Raw genomic sequence first — 17246 nt, 5'->3', positions numbered from 1 at the left:
TTCAATCATGCAAAATTTCTTAAAATGTTTAACACTTAATTTTTTCACTTATACCTCGCTACAAGATATGTAATTTCCTCCTTGAGCCATCCGTATGTCACTTGATACAGTATTTTTTCCAGATAAAAAATATTCGGTTTAACTTTACTTTCACATTTAAGTTTTTTCTTAGATGCAGCAGATAGATAAGTCAAAGCGTCATCTCATTCAATAAAAAAGCTCTTTCCTAGTAGTTTATTAATAGTCCTTTCTTTCATCATAATCTCTTCCCTCTGCTATAAATTAATAATTCTTATCACTCTCACCATCCATATTACACCATATAAAATAAATTATTCTTGATTTTAAAATATCAATTTTGAGTTTAAGAAACACAAAAAGAAACCCTGCATGTTTGAAACATACAGGGTTTCTTTCAATTAGTCATTTTTCGCAAAGTAAGAAACGAAACGAAGAATTTCTAAGTATAACCATACTAATGTCATCATTAGTCCCATCGCACTGTACCACTCCATATATTTTGGAGCTCCACTACGTGCGCCATTTTCGATTAAATCGAAGTCTAGTAATAAATTTAATGCAGCTACTATAATCACAACTGCACTGATGATGATACCAATTGTTCCACCTTGGTGAATATATGGAACAGTAACACCAAACATATTTAATAGAAAAACAATTAAATACATAATCAAAATCCCAAACGTTGCAGCCATCACACCTGTACGGAATTTATCTGTAACCTTCACTGCACGAGTTGCATATAAAACTAACATTGCAAATAAAATTGAAATTGTTAGTAATACAGCATTTAAGATAATAGAATTGTCAAAACGAATCGCATATACCGCTGAAATACTCCCTAGGACAATCCCTTCAACAGCTGCATAAATAGGTGCCGTAATAGGCGCCATTTTGGGGAAGAAGATAGCAGCAAATGCGATAATTGCAGCCACAATTAATGCTCCAATTAAAACAGGCATTTGCATTTTCCCAGTATACATCTGTATGTATGAATAGACAGACGTTGCAAGAAGCAAAACAAGCATAATAAATGTTTTGCCTACAGCTCCACCAATTGTCATCGCAGACGCACTTGCTCCTTGTTTACGAAAGGCTTCTTTTTTCAACATTGGATTAGATGTTCTCATTTTTTCCCTCCTAAAATAAGTTCTACTCATAGTGTAAAGTTTTTCTCTTTACATTTCAATATATGCAGCTTGTTTTTATTTTAAACCTTCAACGATGTCAGATAGTTCGCTCCAACGTTCCATCGCTTTTTCTAGCTCTTCTTCTGTTTGCTGCTGCGCTTCAGAAAGCTCTTGTGCCTTTGTGAAATCAGAACCCACATTTGCAAGTTCTTCTCCAATCGTTTCAAGCTTCTCTTCAAGCCCCGCAATCGTATCTTCAATCGTTTCCCATTCACGTTGTTCGTGATATGAAAGTTTACGCTTACGTTGTTGCTTTGGAGCCTCTTCCACTTTCTTTTCTTTCTGTACTTCTACTTTTTCTAATAGTTCTTGCGCCTTTTGTATATCCAGGTAATCACTATAGGTTCCTAGGAATTCACGAACTTCTCCACCACCAGTAAAGATAAATAATTCATCTACTACTTTATCTAAGAAATAGCGATCATGCGATACAGTAAGAACGACACCTGGGAAATCTTCTAAATAGTCTTCTAGTACTGTTAACGTTTGTGTATCTAGATCGTTGGTCGGCTCATCTAATAGAAGTACATTTGGCTCTCCCATTAAAAGACGTAATAAATATAGACGTCTTCTTTCACCACCTGATAGTTTACCAAGTGGTGTTCCATGTGAATGCGGTGGGAATAAGAAACGCTCAAGCATTTGGGATACTCCAATGACTTTACCATCCGTTGTATGAATGACTTCTGCAATTTCTTTAATATATTCAATCATCCGTTGATTTAAATTCATCTCTTCATTTTCTTGCGTATAATAAGCAACTTTCACAGTTTGTCCAACTTCAATTTCACCACTGTCAGGTGATAATTTGCCTGCAAGCATATTTAATAAAGATGATTTCCCGCTACCATTAGCCCCAATAATACCAATTCGATCGCCTGGTTTCACAATATGATTAAAGTTATGAAGGACCGTTTTATCACCAAACTTTTTCGTCACATCTTTTAATTCGAGCACTTTCTTTCCTAATCGGCTCCCGCTGAGTGAAATATCCACAGATTGCTTCGCTGCTGGACCTTCTTGTTCTTTCAACTCTTCGAAGCGCTGAATACGTGCTTTTTGTTTTGTAGAACGAGCTTTCGCACCACGACGAATCCAAGCAAGTTCGCGGCGATATAAGTTTTGACGCTTTGATTCTTGCGCTAATTCTTGCTCTTCACGAAGTGCCTTTGCTTCTAAAAATGTACTGTAGTTTCCCTCATAGCTATACAGCTTGCCGCCATCTAGTTCAAAAATACGATTGGTAACACGATCTAAGAAATAACGATCATGTGTTACAAGTAAAACTGCTCCTGTATAACGTGCTAAGTACTCTTCTAGCCATTCTACCGTTTCATGATCAAGATGGTTGGTTGGCTCATCTAATATTAACAAATCCGGTGTTTCAATAAAGCACTGCGCCATTGCAATACGTTTCTTTTGTCCACCAGATAAGTTCCCCACAGTTGCTGTGAAATCTGTAATGCCTAGCTTCGTTAAAAGTGATTTTGCATTCGCATTTGCTTCCCATGCATTCATCGCATCCATACGTTGCTGCACTGCAAATAATTGTTCTTGCACTTTTTCATTACTTGGGTCTTTTTCTATATTTAATAAGGCTTGTTCGTATTCACGAAGAAGGCGAATTAACGGTGTATCACCGTGGAACACTTGTTCAAGCACTGTTAAATTCTCATTAAAATCCGGTTGCTGTGATAAATAACTAATTGTATAACCACGTGTATGCGTCATATCACCTGTATCAGGAATCTCTATCCCTGCAATAATTTTTAATAATGTAGATTTCCCTGTACCGTTTACACCAATAATCCCTGCACGTTGCCCCTCTGCAATACTAAATGATAATCCATCAAATAATGGTTTATCCCCATATGATTTTGATACGTTTTCTACTGTTAGCATTTTCATATTTGTGCATTCCACTCTTTCATAAATTGTTCGATAAACTCTTCCATATAGCGATGACGAACTTCAGCCTCTTTTTTTGCAGCTTCTGTATTCATTAAATCTTTCAACTTCAAAAGCTTTTCATAGAAATGATTTAACGATGGATCATTATTTTTTCGATACTCTTCTTTCGTCATTCCTTCACGGGGTGGAATATTTGGGTCATACATTAAACGACCTTTCGCACCGCCATAAGCAAACGTACGGGCAATACCAATTGCACCAAGTGCATCTAGTCGGTCCGCATCTTGAACAACCTTTCCTTCCAATGTTTCTACATTACCGCCATGTCCGCCTTTATATGACATATTCGCAATAATATGAATGATCTGCTTCTTTTCTTCTTCAGTAACATCCAATCCTTCTAGCCAATCAGAAACTTTTTTCATACCAGCTTCTTCACTTTCATTTAACTTCTCATCTGCTACATCGTGAAGTAAAGCTGCCATCTCAATTACAAAACGATTTCCACCTTCTTTTTCAGACAAAGAAATCGCTAATTTATGTACACGCTCAATGTGATACCAATCATGCCCACTGGTATCTGTTTCTAAAATATTCTTTACAAAAGCAACTGTTTTTTGTATTTGTTCTTGTTTTTTCATTTATCTTCACCCAATTTCTTATTGTAACACGCTCTCATTTTTTCATCACATATTTTCTTGTCCGCCCATAGACTGTTTTGTACGTACGATCATGAAGGAGGAAATAAAAATGTTCTATAATAATCAACAACCTTATCCAGGGCAACCATACTATCCTCAAGATCAAGAACAACAATCTCAAGAGCAGCAGTTTGAAACCCGGGAGCAAGAAGTACAAGAACAAGAATTTCAATATCAACAGAATTCATACTTAACTCAACAACCTTATGAAACTCAGTACCAGCAAAATTCATACGTAACTCAACAACCTCATGAAACCCAGTACCAGCAAAATCCATACGTAACTCAGCAACCTCATGAAACTCAATACCAGCAGAATCCATATGTAGCTCAACAACCTCTATATCAGCAACCACAAATATATCAATCATACCAGGATCCACGTGTTTCACCACCAACACCATCATTAGACCCAGCACAAATACAAATCTTACCACCGGGGCCGCCTACACCTTCAATTCCAGCTGAACCTACACAACAACAAATTCAACAAGTTGTTGGTACACAATTTTTATCATTAAAGAAACCTGTGTTGGACTTCGTAAAACCATGGGTAGAGTACGGAATGAATGAGGCAAAACACACATCCGCAGAACATGCTATGACAGAAGTTGCTGCGATTATGTTCTTGGTTGGAAAAGGATTCAATCCGACAATTGCTCATTATATCGTTGAATCTTGGGAGAAAAATGAACAGTTTTAAGATTGTTCATTTTGTATAATATAAAAAATACAAAAGAGCCGTGAATGCCTATTAAACAAGCATTTATAGCTCTTTTTATTTGTTATATTATATTTTAATATTAAAATGAATTTCATATTTTTTCACGCGTTTTTATATCATTTGTGAGCAAAATGTGAGCAAAAAATTGAAGTAGACGAGTATTTCGGAAATGATATCCCAGATGATTATATTGCCTTACTTCACCTTTCTTTTGATGTAAAACTACAAAAGAAATGATTAGCATGTAGAAGAATTAATGATCTTCCAGGAAACCCCATAACATCAAGAATGTAATAATATAGCAAAAGCAAACCTTGAAAGATCTGGAGATAAAATGATTTTCAAGTCCAATTGGTCTGCTCCTACCCTAAATTAACGAAAAAGCCCGTCTCACTCGAGAGGGACTTTCACTTTATCAGCTAAATTCTCTTTTATATTTCCTTTTACATACTTATACATTTCTACCTCTTGATTTGTTGCCTTTCTTCTGTATAAACCAATGTCATCAACCTCAATCCATACCCAACCCTTTAAATCCCAAAAAAATCCCTCTTGAGTTGCTCCGATGTAATTGCACCTATTTTAGTAACTATCTCTTCATTCATCAAACTATACTGCCTCTCATCTTCTAATAAAAATACCGGCTCACCCAAAATTGAATCCTTGCGGAATAAAAATGTGTATTCTTTTGGTTCTGCTGGTACTTTGATGATACATGAAACAGATTCGTTAACATCGAAAATTTGCATTTCCATCGCTTACATCTCCTATTAACTATAAGGTATAGATCCATCAACAGGCGATAAACTTTCATGGTTGGATCGAGTGTCAGCTGGTGGAATGATGGTTCTGTGTGTTACACCCGTTGGGAAGCTTGCTAAAATGGTGAAAGGTGTGAAAATGACTGCAGATGCAGTCCAAGCTGCTAAAGCCACTGAAAATTATAAGGATCATCTTGAGAGACAAGGTAAATTATTAACTAATAATGGTGCATATCGGAAAGCAAGACGAACCGCTGGAATTCCTAACTCTACTCCGCGTAAAAACCCTGTTCAAGTATTTGATGGGACTACTGAACATAGATGGGTAGAGGAGTACACTAATTTTAAAGGTGAAAAAGTGTATATTATTGAGCACAGAGAAGATAAAATGGGCAGAAGATCTCATTTCCACACTGCTGATGATGAAAAAGGAAGCCCATTTGAAAAGGAACATATAGACAGCATCCTGGACATTATCCTGAAGATATTGAGGGTTACAAGAAAAAAGGTAAAAAATAAAAACTAAAGGTGTGAAAAGTTTTGAGTAATGTGGATAAAAATCGAATGGAAATTCTTAAAAGAAAAGTTAAAAGAAACGCTAATAGAAAAGAACTTATAAACGAACTTTCTAATATTGTTACAATTTCTATGGAATCATTTATGGATGCAGAATCTAATGATTTATTTTGTAAAGAATTATATAGTAAGCTAGAAAAAAATTCAGACATAAAAATTTTAGGCGACACAGATTATAAAAAAAATAGACAGTTATCATTAGAGTTATTGAAAGAAACATATAAAAACGTCAATTTTCCAACTAATCAAGGAAGACTATTCTTCTCTAGAGACAGTGAAGAAGAAGCGGTTAAGCTGAATATCAATGAGATATTTGATAATTTGGTAGATTTATCAATCAAAACACAATTTCTAACTGGACATACAGATTTTATATTAGTTGGTGACGATTTAGAATTCGGGGTTGTTATTGAACGTACAGAATATCATTACGAATTCAGCATATGGGGAGTAACAACAGTTTGAAATACGAAAGTAAATAAGACCGCCTCTATTATTTAAGGGCGGTCTTATTTGTTACTTCATATATACCAATGCATTATTAGCTGTAATATAGAAAGTTTTCCCTCGACTATTGTGTACTTTGTATTGTGGTGAACCACTGACAGTAACCTTTGCATCGATTGTAAATCCTAATCCTACATCTACAGAACCAGCAACATCTTTATCCTGCCATGATGGAGAATCATAGAAACGTAGGTTGTCCACTTTTGAAACAACACGTTTTCCGGCAATCGGATTAACTGACGCTTTCTTCTCAAATTTGATGTAAGAAGGATTGTTAAACACCCACTGATCTCCACCTAAGTTTAACCAACCATCTTTTTCACCAAATACTTTATAAGCTTCCGGTTTATTTAACTGACGAATAACAGAATAACTTACATCTGGTCCTTTGCGAAGATTTACATTGTATCCATTGATGTATGCAACTCCATCTGTTACTGCTGTTGGTACTTCTTCTGGTTTTGATGGTTTTTCTGGTACAGATACTTCAATATTAGAATCATTGTATGCACGTTTCACATCAGCACGGAATTGTGCCTCTGATACACAATAATCAAGCGGATCTTCATGGTCTGTGCCGCCAAGATACTTCGTTACATCATAGTGAGTCCATAATCCTTTTTCGACTGAAAGTTTATTATCTTTCAAAATTTTAGCAAGTAACTTCACGTATTTATCATAGCTGCGTTTAAATTTCTCATAGTCTTTTGTTTCGCATAGTTCTACATGTACAAAACGTTTATTTGTACCTGGACCTGCACCATAAGCAATGTATTTTGTATAAGCATTTACTTGTTCACGTATACTCTTCCACTCACCGCTGTCATAGAACTTACGCTTCTGTTGTTTTGTTTTGTTTCATTGGTATCCACCGCTTTGTTTCCTTTTAAGAAATCATCAATCAGTTTATTAATTAAACTAACTGTAGTTTCTTTCTTCACTTTCGGTGTTTTGTTCTCATATAATCCATCAAGCACTTTAATTAATGGTAGTAACTTTTCTAACTCCACATATTCTTCAAGTTCTTCCTCATCAATAGCATGAAGAATTGTAGCAATAACAATTGCCTTCTCAACTTTAGTTAGTTCCATTTCTTTTTTGTTCAACACTCGTTCCACATCACAGGAACAAATGTCCGTGCTCTTCTTATAATAGTTATTAAGCATGAATTGCAACCGATCTATTTGTTCTTCTGTTAACAACTTACCGTTACATTCCATCTATCCTCACCCTCAATCCTCTTCTCACGATATTGGATATCAAGAAAATAGCAGAGACATCCATACCGAATTGTTTATTGTTAGCATTAAAAGCAGTAGTCTCACTATCTAACATTTGATACTTATGCTCACACATTACTCTCACTCCCTTATTAATCTAATTCCTTTACTTCCTTTGCTTTAATGAATTGAATCATAATCACTAAGCAAAGTATGAACCCAGCAATAAACCATCCACATTGCTCCATTCCATCACTTCCTTCGCAAAATAAAATAAGACGCTAAACCTATAAAGGTAGCGCCTAGGATAATTGCTATAAACTTAATCAAACTCATTTATCCTCACATTATTTATTTCTCTGTTTCCATACCCCATTCTCTTTACGATAAGTGTTCTTACCATTCATAAAGTCAGCTGTATTGCCAGGAATGCTATATTTCTTATTCTTTTTCTTAGTCTTCTTCTTCAACCGCTTCTCTTCTTGAACAGCTTGTAAATCCGCCTTCCATCGCTTTAACAAAACCTTTTCTTTTCGCATCGAATTTATACCCCTTAGTTTAAATTACCCACTAAAGGTAAAAATTCTATTTTTTAACATAAATATCCTTTTATTTGAATATAAAATGTTTTTGCACTCCTATTCAAATGTCAATTTTGTTCAATAAAAAGAGCATCCGCGTTAGCAGATGCTAAAATTTGTGAAAGGAGTCAATAGGATAGGATAAGCGATTGAGCTTGTCCTACACTATAATATATGCTTGTTCTTCTCAAAATGTGAAAGAGAGCACTTCCCTTCCTTAAGTAAGTGCCCTCCACAGACATGGGGTAACATGTCAGAAACCTTTCTATACATTGTATAGTTATATACTTGTTCACATTCCTCATTATTATATAATTTCTATATAACAAAGAAGAAAGCACCCGTTTTGGATGCTGTCAATTATTATCATTATAGTTACGTTCCAATATAATGTTTAATTCTCTTTCTGGTTCCTCATTTTTTGGATGTCGATAATACTCTAATTTATATTCCTTTACATCATAATTAAAGAGGCCAATCTTAATACTTTTAGTTTCTTTCAAAACAGCCATTAAACTAGCTACATCCTCATTCTTCGCATCAAGAATCATTTCTCCAGATTTATTCCTAAAAAATACCCTCATACGATCATCCCCTTTCCCCCTATCTATTCGACAGAAAAGAAGAATATCCTACATAATAAAAAGCACTCCATAAGGAATGCTTTTTATTATAAGTTTTCATATTTAGTTAGTTCTGTTTCAAACTGATTAATTGTATTTTGATATTGTTTTTTTATCGAATCCGTGAATGTCAATACTGAAAGAAGATTCTCCATGATTTGTGTAAATTCAACTTCTCGAAGTAACTTATCGTAACTAATATAAGAGCAACCATGCACCAGTTGCCCTTTCGTCAAAATCTTATGTTATTACTATAAATACGGTAAATGAAGTTTTACTTTTAAAAAGTAGAAATCTGCCATTCACTAGAATAACAGTTTCCCAAAATAAACAAGTCGTATTTGTATATCTATCGCATATTTCATTTAGTTTGGTTAAGATGTTTTCACGCCTCTTTCATCTAACAACCGCGACAGACACTCTTGGCCGACTTATCAGACCGTCCTCACTCCATCTACCTAGAATGTTGTTAGCTGAAAGAGAGCAAAAGCTCTTCTTCATTTTCAACGTATGTCATGCAAACTATTGTGAATATCATGAACCGGCAATCCATTCAATCCACCAACCATCACCATTTGTCATGACGATCTATTATAAAGGTAGGCGTGATTCGTGTTTTCCGCCACGCCCACAATACAAATATATCACCTTATTTCCAAAATGAGCGGCACATTTCCGGCCAAAAATCGGTCACGACTCTGCCACTTTATTTTAATTCGCTAATAACCTTTATTTCCCTAGACAAGCCCACTGCAACAGCCATAAAGAATAAATTAGATTTCTATTAAGGCATTACGCTTGATCTGATTGTTGAACATGTAATGGAGGCGGTATAATCCAACCTTTTTTCTTATTCAGACGAAGCAATATAGCTCCAGCTTGTGCTTTTTTCATATGGAATTGACCAAACATCATTCCTACATCTTCTCGAAGTGATTGTCCCATAGCTTGGCTACATGCTACCAAACCTGCTGCAAGACCTGCAGAAACCGTTGCCGCAATTTCTGCGTCATTTATACGAGCGCCAGGTGGAATAGTTTCAATAGATGCAACCGGTCTTTCTGGAGGTGCTGGCGGTAATGCAACACCATTTAATTTTAATAATTTTTTTAATTCTTCAACTTCTGATTGGATATCATTCTCTACGAGATTTTCTAAAAATTTCTTTAAATCCTCGTCTCCTGTGTGGTTAATAAGAACTTGATATCCAGCAATTGCACCTTGTGCCGCTGCAAGATAACTCCAAATCCCAAAGACTTCACCGTAGTGCATTGGTTCATTTTGTGGATTTCCACCTAAAACACCCATTAAAATATTCCTCCTTAAAGAAATTAATCTTTTAACAACAATGCTTACTATAGAAAAAATTTTCCCAACCATGTTCCAGATTAAAAAAATAAGTTCTTATAACTCGTAAGGAACACCTTACCCAAATATAGTAATTACACCCTATAGAATGTACTGTTTCAAAAAATTCATTCTGATAAATAGCACATATATTTTTATTAACATAATCCATTATTATCAGTACTTTTAATAATTAGAAATTAAAGATGGTCATCATAATTTCAACTCAAATGGACTTATATATTCTTAAACGAATATTACCTAAAGGAACTGGAGATATTACTAAACACGAAAGGAGGGAAAACTATGAAGAAAAAATTGTCATCTATTTTAAGTGCTCTATTACTAACTATTATGTTTTTTGGTACAAGTGTCCACGCTGAATACGATGGGAATAATATGAATAGAGTTAACAATAATGATATTACAACTCGAGTTAATGACAATAACATGAATAGAGTTAATTATGATACTAGAACTCGAAATGTGAATACAACAAATGATTTAAATAATGATCGTGATGATAATAATAATTGGGCGTGGCTTGGTTTATTAGGACTATTAGGTTTATTCGGTCTTAGAAAAAAAGAAAAAGAACCTGAAAGACGTTAATATAGAACATCGCATTTAACTTTAAAAGATACTTATTTATCAAAAGAATGCAAAACGAATAAACTATGAATCGCCTTTTATAAGGCGATTTTTTATTTTTTCAAAATCTATAATAATTATATAAAGACGGATACCATTAATCGGAAACAATGAATTTCTTAACTTGATGGTAATAATGGAGCGGTACGTCCATTTGACGAACTACGCTTCTTTTTTATGCCGTTGCTTCACTTACCCATATCTTATATTTTGTGTAACTAAGCCAACCGCTGAACCACTTGCTATCAGTAACTTTATAAGACTTTCTATTTTGAGTTACACAACACAATAAAAATGGTTAACTATAAGTAAAAAAAGAAAAAGACCGACTTCTATCGGTCTTTTCAAATATTCTTATATTGTTGGTCTCTTCTAAGACCTAGATTTTCTAGGACCTACAATTAGTTTGATTGCTGTTCTTTCTTGATTATCGATTGAAACCTCTTGAAACGCTGGAATAAGAACCAAGTCAATACCACTAGGAGCTACGAATCCTCTTGCAATAGCAATGGCTTTAATCGCTTGATTTATAGCGCCAGCTCCAATCGCTTGAATTTCTGCATTACCGCTTTCTCTTAATACGCCTGCAATTGCGCCTGCAACTGAATTGGGATTTGATTTTGATGATACTTTTAATATATTTTCCATGTAAGTTGCTCCTCTGTTATTTAATCGCCTTTTTGGTTACTAACTGGAATGTAATTAACGTATCTTTAACTAATATTCATATCAAAAGCAAACAATACTATTGAATGTATTTATTCGATACTTTTTATGTTGTACCTGCCCATCTACATAAAAAAAAAAGCGAATTACTAAATCTTAAACTTAGTCATCGCTCTATCCATTGCATCTTGGTTTACACCTATATATCTTAACGTGACCCTTTCCGATGAATGATTGAATATCTCCATTAGCAACGCTATATTCTTTGTCTGCATGTACATATGGTATCCAAATGTCTTCCGTAATGTATGTGTACCAATCTCATCTAAGCCAAACTCTGCCGCTGTACTTCTAAGTATTTTGTATGCCATGCTACGACCAATAGGCCTGTTACTACCTTGTCTGCTCTTAATTAAATACTCATGGTCCTCTCTTTCTTTAATGAACCATTTCAATTCTCTTCTTAACGCTGCAGTAATTTGAATACGCTTCTGCTTACCTGTTTTCATTTCACGCATTGAGATGTGACTCCCTTTCAAGTCACCAACCTTTAACTTCAAAATATCACTAATACGTAGGCCTGTATTGATTCCCATTACAAACAATATATAATTCCTGTCACTCTTTTCTTTTAGGTGCTCCTTTATTTGTTGTATTTGCTCTGGATCACGTATTGGCTGAACAAAATTCATTATTCATTACCTCCAGTTTCTTCAGTTTCATAAACTTCTAATCTAAGAGCAAAAGCAAGTTTATAAAATACTCTAGCCTTAACACGTCGATAAGTACGCTCGCTCATGCCGATTTCGTTATATACCATATAATCACATACATCTTCATCTTCTAAATAACGCTTAATGATGATGTTTCTTTGATCCTTTCCTGCACGCCCATTACCCAAACGACTAAGAAACTGGTCAATACGAAATGATGTTTGCTTAATCCACTCTTCTCGTTTACTTTGTTGTATATTAGCCATCGCTACATCTTCTAATGGCTTCCCTACATCATTTGTAGGTCCGTGATATCTAATTTCATAAGAAGGAGTGACTTTCATTTCTTCACGCATCATTCCAAACTGTCTATATAAACGTACACTTTCCAGAACACCTTCTAATTTTTTCTGCGTTGCTGCTCTATCGATTTTCGGTAAGAAAGATAATTGTTTAGTCATGTAAGACCACTCCTTTTTATTTTTAAATTACTTTTGTCTTAAAGCTCCGCGTCTACGTTCATAACAAGGTCTATGCATCCCCATTAAATCCTCAATTTCACGAGTACTTAATTTCTCTTTTTGTTTTTTCTTATTTTTCTTCTTTCCTTGCTTGGATTGCTTTTTCCATTCACGTAACTGATCCTTTAACGCCTTCATTTCCCCATCTCCTTTTTCAAAATAAAAAGGACACCTATTCATAAAACAGCTTTAATTGCTGCCTTAATGAATTGGTGTCCTCTAGTTTTCTAGCCGGACTGTATTCTGTTCGCTTTCACTTTAAAATACCAGCTTGTACAAATATATTTCTCCAAGCGTTATCGACTTGATGTTTCTCTACTGCCTTTGCGCGGCGAGCAATTGCTTTTCTTAACTTTCTTTTCTTCAAGCCTTTCATTCTCCCAACCTCTCTTTAATAAAGATTATTTTAATAAATATCAGTTGAAACAATTACAGATGGCTCTACATTGATTTTCATTAGTTTTCTATAATACACTTCATCATTGATAACAATAGATGTTTTTCTTGCCCCTTTATAAATCGGATTCCATTTTTTAAAGTCAGCCTCAGATATTAGTTTCCAAACTTTCACATTACCCATTGAATTTCTTAGATCGTCAGTATCATAACGTCCCCATGTCCAAAACATTTTTTCTAACCAATCATCCAACTCATTGTGTTGTACGAAAACATATGATGTATCACCACAGTCGCATTCTTCGAACACAAAGTAATACTTAGTTAAATAATCTTTTTGTTTATTCTCCACAAACTCTTTAAATGCTCTCCAGTTACTTTTTAGTCCCGTATCGAATGTTTTCAATTCAATCTCCTCTTTTCTATTAAAAGGATTATTTTGTTTAGTTTTGTAACAACTCCGGATTTTCATGGATATTACCTAAGACTTTTACATTGTCATACCATCTAAATTCGTATCCGGTGTATCCTCCATTCCCTGCATTTGCTTTATACAGATTGATAGGACATTTCTTATATGTAGCCTGTTTCGTATCGTAAACAACAACCCCTGTCATTCTTTCTCCTGTTTCAATCATCGGGTTGTACCAGGTAACTACATCACCTTCATATATTTTTGTTCCTTCTGAATCCTTTTGATTGATATACTGCATAAGAGTATCGCCTTCTTTAATCGGATAGAAATCAATCGCGCTTTCCGAATCATAATGATCAGCCAAATCCCCACTATAAATCATTTTTGAACTTGGTCCTCTTCCCATCCAACCGTTTGTCCATGCTCTGAATTTAATTTCTCTCATTTCCCTCTACCTCCCTGTATAAAACTCAACATTCCGTCAATACTATAGATACAATCTTTCTCCAGTTCCCCATTGGAGCCGAGCAGTTAGCTTTTGCTAGCTGCTCTTATTCTTGTTTATCGAATGGACCTATATCCTCACCAATAGCACCTAAATAATTCTTATGATCCATTTCCCAACAATTCCGGCACATCTTTTTGCCAAGAACAAAGTCTAGTAAATGAGGTCCTCTTAATTCTTTTCTGATTTCACCACACCAATTACATTCCCCGCCATTTTCATACTCTGCCATGATTTTATTCACTTGATGTTCTGAAAGCTCTACACTTCCAATTGATTCCGTACAAGCTAACTCTCCAATATCGTATTTACTAGGCATCCCATCATATCCGTAAGATTCCATGTAATCATCTGTCGCTTTGTTTAAATCAATAACCAATTTATTATCAATAATTTTAAGTTCATATTTACTCATTTCCATCTTCCTCCCTGAATAAAACTCAATACTCCGCATATAATTTTTATAGGCGATAGCCATAACTCATTTAAATTAACCTCTAGCAATCTGAGTTCCCATCCCGAGAGAGCAGTTAGCTTTAGCTAGTTGTTCTTTTGGTTGTTTGAATAAAATTCAAAACCTCGGTCATAATATACTTACATCCAGATTCTCATCTGCGATATTAGGCTTTTCCCCTTTCCCCAAAGGCGAGCAGTTAGCTTTTACTTTGTAAATACATCCCATCTATGATTACATCTTTTTCAATCAATTCCTCATCTTCTATTTGCCCATCTCTTACCTTTGCTATTGCTTCATCATGATTATTAGCTTCCACAAATGCTTCATAAGATTTTGTTTCCGTGAATTCCACACGATATCTTTTCATATCCATCACCCCTTGAATAAATCCAATATCTTGGCATATAATATCTATGCATCGAATCATCATTTTTGGAGAGAGCAGTTAGCTTTTGCTAGCTGCTTTTTTACTTCGTTCCTACTCCTGTTTTTTAAAGAATTCTTTAATTACGTTTTCCCAATAAGCACACATTCTTTATTCCTCCTTGAATAAAATCAATAACTCGGCATATAATATCTATGCATCTAGATCATTATCTTTGTATGGAGCAGTTAGACTGGGCTAACTGCTCTTTTATTTGTGATAAAGTGAAATTTTTATTAATTTCTCTAACATTCATGAATACTTGTTCAAATATCGTGCAAATTATAGATAGGCCACCAGCCATAATTCTATTCCCGTGAAATTGCGTTAAACTCTAACTCCTTAAGAGACATTTGTGACAACCGAGCAGTTGGTTTATTGAGCCAGCTGCTTTGTTGCATAGATTTTCAATGTAAGTACATACTACCTTTGTAGGGCTTGATTAATTGTCATCTGAAAGGCTCTCTTGTTTCTCCCACTTCTGTTTAGGAGAATAGCTTTAAAAGCTGTTCTCCTCTATTTAGTGGGACAAAGTTCTGTTCTCAAGTTAAGTTTTATTAGGTTCTTTCAATTCCGTATAATATTTCAAATTCCGTTTAAACTATAGCTGTAACTTTAGGTTACAATTTATTGCTGTAAGCGTGGCGTTTCTTTTGCACAACAAGTAGTTAGCTAATTGAGCTAGCTGCTTTGTTGTGCAAAATGAAGTTTTTGTCCAAGTTTTTCACCATTTGATAAAATAAATATAATAATAGTTAATGAACAGCCATTTATAATTAATCTCCTAAGGAGCACTTTAATTAGATGCTCCTTTCTACATATACAATTTAGATATCAAATAGCGTTTTTATTAAAAACTTTTCACATTTAAACTGGACAAGCATATATTATTGTATGGGGACTCGCCACTCCTAAAAGACCACCTTTCCAATCTAAGAGCACGCTTATATGTGTGCTCTTAGATTGTTTAAAATAACGATTTTGTTTTAAAACTACACAAAACGAAAGGAGTACGCATACAATGTCGTGTATTCTTTTTCAATGTAAGTTTGGGTAGAAGAGCGCCTTGGAAAGCACTCTTTAATTTCTTTTTTATACGCAATTCATATACTTTAAATCACCTGTTATGTCTTCAACTAATATTTTAGTAACATTCCACTTTTTTTGAGACAACAAGCCCTCCGTTTGTTGTCTTTTTTCTCTATTCAAATAAGGATTTTGTTATAATCTCACATCAATTTCAATTTTGATATATAATAAAAATATCTATATATTAGGAGTGTTTAAAATGTTAGAAACCATAATAATCTGCCTATATATTATCTTTGGTATAAGTGCAGTATTTGGCTTAATGAAGGAATTTCAAAAGCCAAAGAAAAACCAATTTTCGATTTTATTTGAATCTCTAATTTTGATAGGAGCTATATTTTTAATAGCTAATATCTTCATCTAAATTACATAACGAGAACTCTTCAGGGAGCGAAGCAGCTAGCAAAAGCTAGCTGCTTTTTTAATTAAAATAACTATTTTATTAAAAATCTTTAATGAGCTAATCCTTACAGTTTTGTAATACTAATGTCACTAAAATCAATTTTTTCACTATAAACTCTTTACTATAATTTTCCTTATACACAAACAAGAATTGTTAAGAATTAATTAAGAAACCGTTAAGCCTCAGTTTAAAAATTTTTCACATAATAAAGTTATAGACACACAATAAGGAGCGATTTAAAAATGTCTTTTTCTCAATTAAATATTGATACTTTTCGGGCTATCAATGATTTAGGGAAGCAATATTTATCCCTAAACTCAACTATGGTATTTTTAGCGGAATATATGGTGTATTTTTTAGGTTTAATCATTATGGCTTATTGGTTTACTCAATCTAGAAAAAACAAAATGATGATTATTCAAGCGATGGTTGCTTTCGTAACTGCTGAAATAATTGGAAAGTTAGCAGGGAAATTTCATTTGAACTATCAACCATTTGCAGTATTACCTGATGTTAATAAACTTGTCGATCATGCAGTAGATAACTCATTTCCTAGTGACCATACGATTCTATTTTTTTCAATATGTTTTTCATTTTGGCTTGTTCGTAAAAAGACTGGATCGTTATTACTTACGCTTGCATTCTGTGTAGCTATCTCTCGTATCTGGGTAGGAGTTCATTACCCTTTCGATGTCGTAACAGGAGCTCTAATAGGAATTATTTCAGCATTATTTTCGTATTGGTTAACACCGAAAATTACATTTATCAAACAATTACTTAATCTTTACGAAAAAATAGAGCAAAATGTAATACCATCCAAAAACAAGTCGAAAAACTTTTGATT

21 protein-coding genes and 2 pseudogenes are annotated in these 17246 nt (G+C 34.3%); 5 read left to right on the top strand and 18 right to left on the bottom strand.

Annotated features, from left to right (window positions below):
• Positions 1-419: 419 nt before the first annotated feature.
• From BLV40_RS08195 to BLV40_RS08185, 3 genes are all read right to left on the bottom strand, one after another.
• Positions 420-1151 (bottom strand): Bax inhibitor-1/YccA family protein, encoded by a 732-nt coding sequence (locus tag BLV40_RS08195; protein WP_026592368.1) that lies wholly within the window; start codon positions 1149-1151, stop codon positions 420-422.
• A 75-nt stretch (positions 1152-1226) separates the two neighbouring features.
• Positions 1227-3119, bottom strand: a complete 1893-nt coding sequence (locus BLV40_RS08190; RefSeq protein ID WP_026592369.1) for an ABC-F family ATP-binding cassette domain-containing protein — start codon at positions 3117-3119, stop codon at positions 1227-1229.
• A complete protein-coding gene (locus tag BLV40_RS08185) occupies positions 3116-3763 on the bottom strand; it encodes an HD domain-containing protein (RefSeq protein ID WP_090688836.1) in 648 nt (215 codons plus the stop codon). Before BLV40_RS08185 ends, BLV40_RS08190 begins: the two co-directional genes overlap by 4 nt.
• Before the next feature lie 109 nt (positions 3764-3872).
• Here BLV40_RS08185 and BLV40_RS08180 point away from each other — a divergent pair, with 109 nt between their 5' ends.
• Complete coding sequence (locus BLV40_RS08180; RefSeq protein WP_090688832.1) at positions 3873-4526, top strand: hypothetical protein; 654 nt, start codon at positions 3873-3875, stop codon at positions 4524-4526.
• 551 nt (positions 4527-5077) lie between these two features.
• Here BLV40_RS08180 and BLV40_RS08175 read toward each other — a convergent pair.
• A complete protein-coding gene (locus tag BLV40_RS08175; RefSeq protein ID WP_090688828.1) occupies positions 5078-5302 on the bottom strand; it encodes a hypothetical protein in 225 nt (74 codons plus the stop codon).
• Positions 5303-5327: 25 nt separating this feature from the next.
• On the opposite strand from BLV40_RS08175, the pseudogene BLV40_RS08170 reads away from it, so the two are divergent.
• A pseudogene (locus tag BLV40_RS08170) lies at positions 5328-5827 on the top strand (HNH/endonuclease VII fold putative polymorphic toxin); the annotation flags it as partial.
• Between the two features lie 21 nt (positions 5828-5848).
• Positions 5849-6349 (top strand): YxiF family protein, encoded by a 501-nt coding sequence (locus BLV40_RS08165; protein ID WP_090688824.1) that lies wholly within the window; start codon positions 5849-5851, stop codon positions 6347-6349.
• A gap of 51 nt (positions 6350-6400) precedes the next feature.
• On the opposite strand, the pseudogene BLV40_RS08160 reads toward BLV40_RS08165, so the two are convergent.
• The 5 genes and pseudogenes from BLV40_RS08160 to BLV40_RS08140 all read right to left on the bottom strand — a co-directional run.
• Positions 6401-7171: pseudogene (locus BLV40_RS08160) on the bottom strand (N-acetylmuramoyl-L-alanine amidase); the annotation flags it as partial.
• 8 nt (positions 7172-7179) lie between these two features.
• Positions 7180-7611 carry a hypothetical protein gene (locus BLV40_RS08155; RefSeq protein WP_244525351.1) on the bottom strand — a complete coding sequence of 144 codons (432 nt, stop codon included), beginning with the start codon at positions 7609-7611 and terminating at the stop codon, positions 7180-7182.
• Between the two features lie 347 nt (positions 7612-7958).
• Positions 7959-8150 (bottom strand): hypothetical protein, encoded by a 192-nt coding sequence (locus BLV40_RS08150; protein WP_026592376.1) that lies wholly within the window; start codon positions 8148-8150, stop codon positions 7959-7961.
• A 398-nt stretch (positions 8151-8548) separates the two neighbouring features.
• Positions 8549-8776 carry a hypothetical protein gene (locus BLV40_RS08145; protein WP_090688817.1) on the bottom strand — a complete coding sequence of 76 codons (228 nt, stop codon included), beginning with the start codon at positions 8774-8776 and terminating at the stop codon, positions 8549-8551.
• Between the two features lie 831 nt (positions 8777-9607).
• A complete protein-coding gene (locus BLV40_RS08140) occupies positions 9608-10123 on the bottom strand; it encodes a DUF3231 family protein (protein WP_090688813.1) in 516 nt (171 codons plus the stop codon).
• A 345-nt stretch (positions 10124-10468) separates the two neighbouring features.
• Here BLV40_RS08140 and BLV40_RS08135 point away from each other — a divergent pair, with 345 nt between their 5' ends.
• On the top strand, positions 10469-10774 hold the full coding sequence (locus BLV40_RS08135) for a WGxxGxxG family protein (protein ID WP_026592379.1): 306 nt from the start codon (positions 10469-10471) through the stop codon (positions 10772-10774).
• A gap of 411 nt (positions 10775-11185) precedes the next feature.
• Here BLV40_RS08135 and BLV40_RS08130 read toward each other — a convergent pair whose 3' ends face one another.
• From BLV40_RS08130 to BLV40_RS28465, 9 genes are all read right to left on the bottom strand, one after another.
• Entirely contained in the window at positions 11186-11461 is a 276-nt protein-coding gene (locus BLV40_RS08130) for a stage V sporulation protein S (RefSeq protein ID WP_090688809.1), read from the bottom strand.
• 167 nt (positions 11462-11628) lie between these two features.
• Positions 11629-12171: a site-specific integrase gene (locus tag BLV40_RS08125; RefSeq protein WP_090688807.1), complete on the bottom strand. Its 543-nt coding sequence runs from the start codon at positions 12169-12171 to the stop codon at positions 11629-11631.
• The gene (locus tag BLV40_RS08120; RefSeq protein ID WP_090688803.1) at positions 12171-12653 is read right to left on the bottom strand and encodes an ArpU family phage packaging/lysis transcriptional regulator; all 483 of its coding nucleotides are present in this window, start codon (positions 12651-12653) and stop codon (positions 12171-12173) included. Before BLV40_RS08120 ends, BLV40_RS08125 begins: the two co-directional genes overlap by 1 nt.
• Positions 12654-12680: 27 nt before the next feature.
• Positions 12681-12851 carry a hypothetical protein gene (locus BLV40_RS28470; RefSeq protein ID WP_090688799.1) on the bottom strand — a complete coding sequence of 57 codons (171 nt, stop codon included), beginning with the start codon at positions 12849-12851 and terminating at the stop codon, positions 12681-12683.
• 115 nt (positions 12852-12966) lie between these two features.
• The gene (locus tag BLV40_RS08110; RefSeq protein WP_090688796.1) at positions 12967-13089 is read right to left on the bottom strand and encodes a DUF3983 domain-containing protein; all 123 of its coding nucleotides are present in this window, start codon (positions 13087-13089) and stop codon (positions 12967-12969) included.
• A gap of 30 nt (positions 13090-13119) precedes the next feature.
• On the bottom strand, positions 13120-13515 hold the full coding sequence (locus BLV40_RS08105) for a hypothetical protein (RefSeq protein WP_090688793.1): 396 nt from the start codon (positions 13513-13515) through the stop codon (positions 13120-13122).
• 37 nt (positions 13516-13552) lie between these two features.
• Entirely contained in the window at positions 13553-13969 is a 417-nt protein-coding gene (locus BLV40_RS08100; protein WP_090688790.1) for a YopX family protein, read from the bottom strand.
• Positions 13970-14075: 106 nt separating this feature from the next.
• Positions 14076-14444 carry a hypothetical protein gene (locus BLV40_RS08095; protein ID WP_244525350.1) on the bottom strand — a complete coding sequence of 123 codons (369 nt, stop codon included), beginning with the start codon at positions 14442-14444 and terminating at the stop codon, positions 14076-14078.
• 238 nt (positions 14445-14682) lie between these two features.
• Entirely contained in the window at positions 14683-14916 is a 234-nt protein-coding gene (locus tag BLV40_RS28465; RefSeq protein ID WP_176527772.1) for a hypothetical protein, read from the bottom strand.
• A gap of 1728 nt (positions 14917-16644) precedes the next feature.
• Between BLV40_RS28465 and BLV40_RS08085 the strand changes: the two genes are divergently transcribed.
• Positions 16645-17244, top strand: coding sequence for an undecaprenyl-diphosphatase (locus BLV40_RS08085; RefSeq protein ID WP_090688783.1), 600 nt, complete (start codon positions 16645-16647; stop codon positions 17242-17244).
• The last annotated feature ends 2 nt before the right edge of the window (positions 17245-17246 follow it).

This window comes from Bacillus sp. 166amftsu (assembly GCF_900107445.1).
In the GTDB taxonomy this organism is placed as follows: Bacteria; Bacillota; Bacilli; order Bacillales; family Bacillaceae_G; genus Bacillus_A; species Bacillus_A arachidis.
This window is presented reverse-complemented; position numbering and strand designations above follow the sequence as displayed.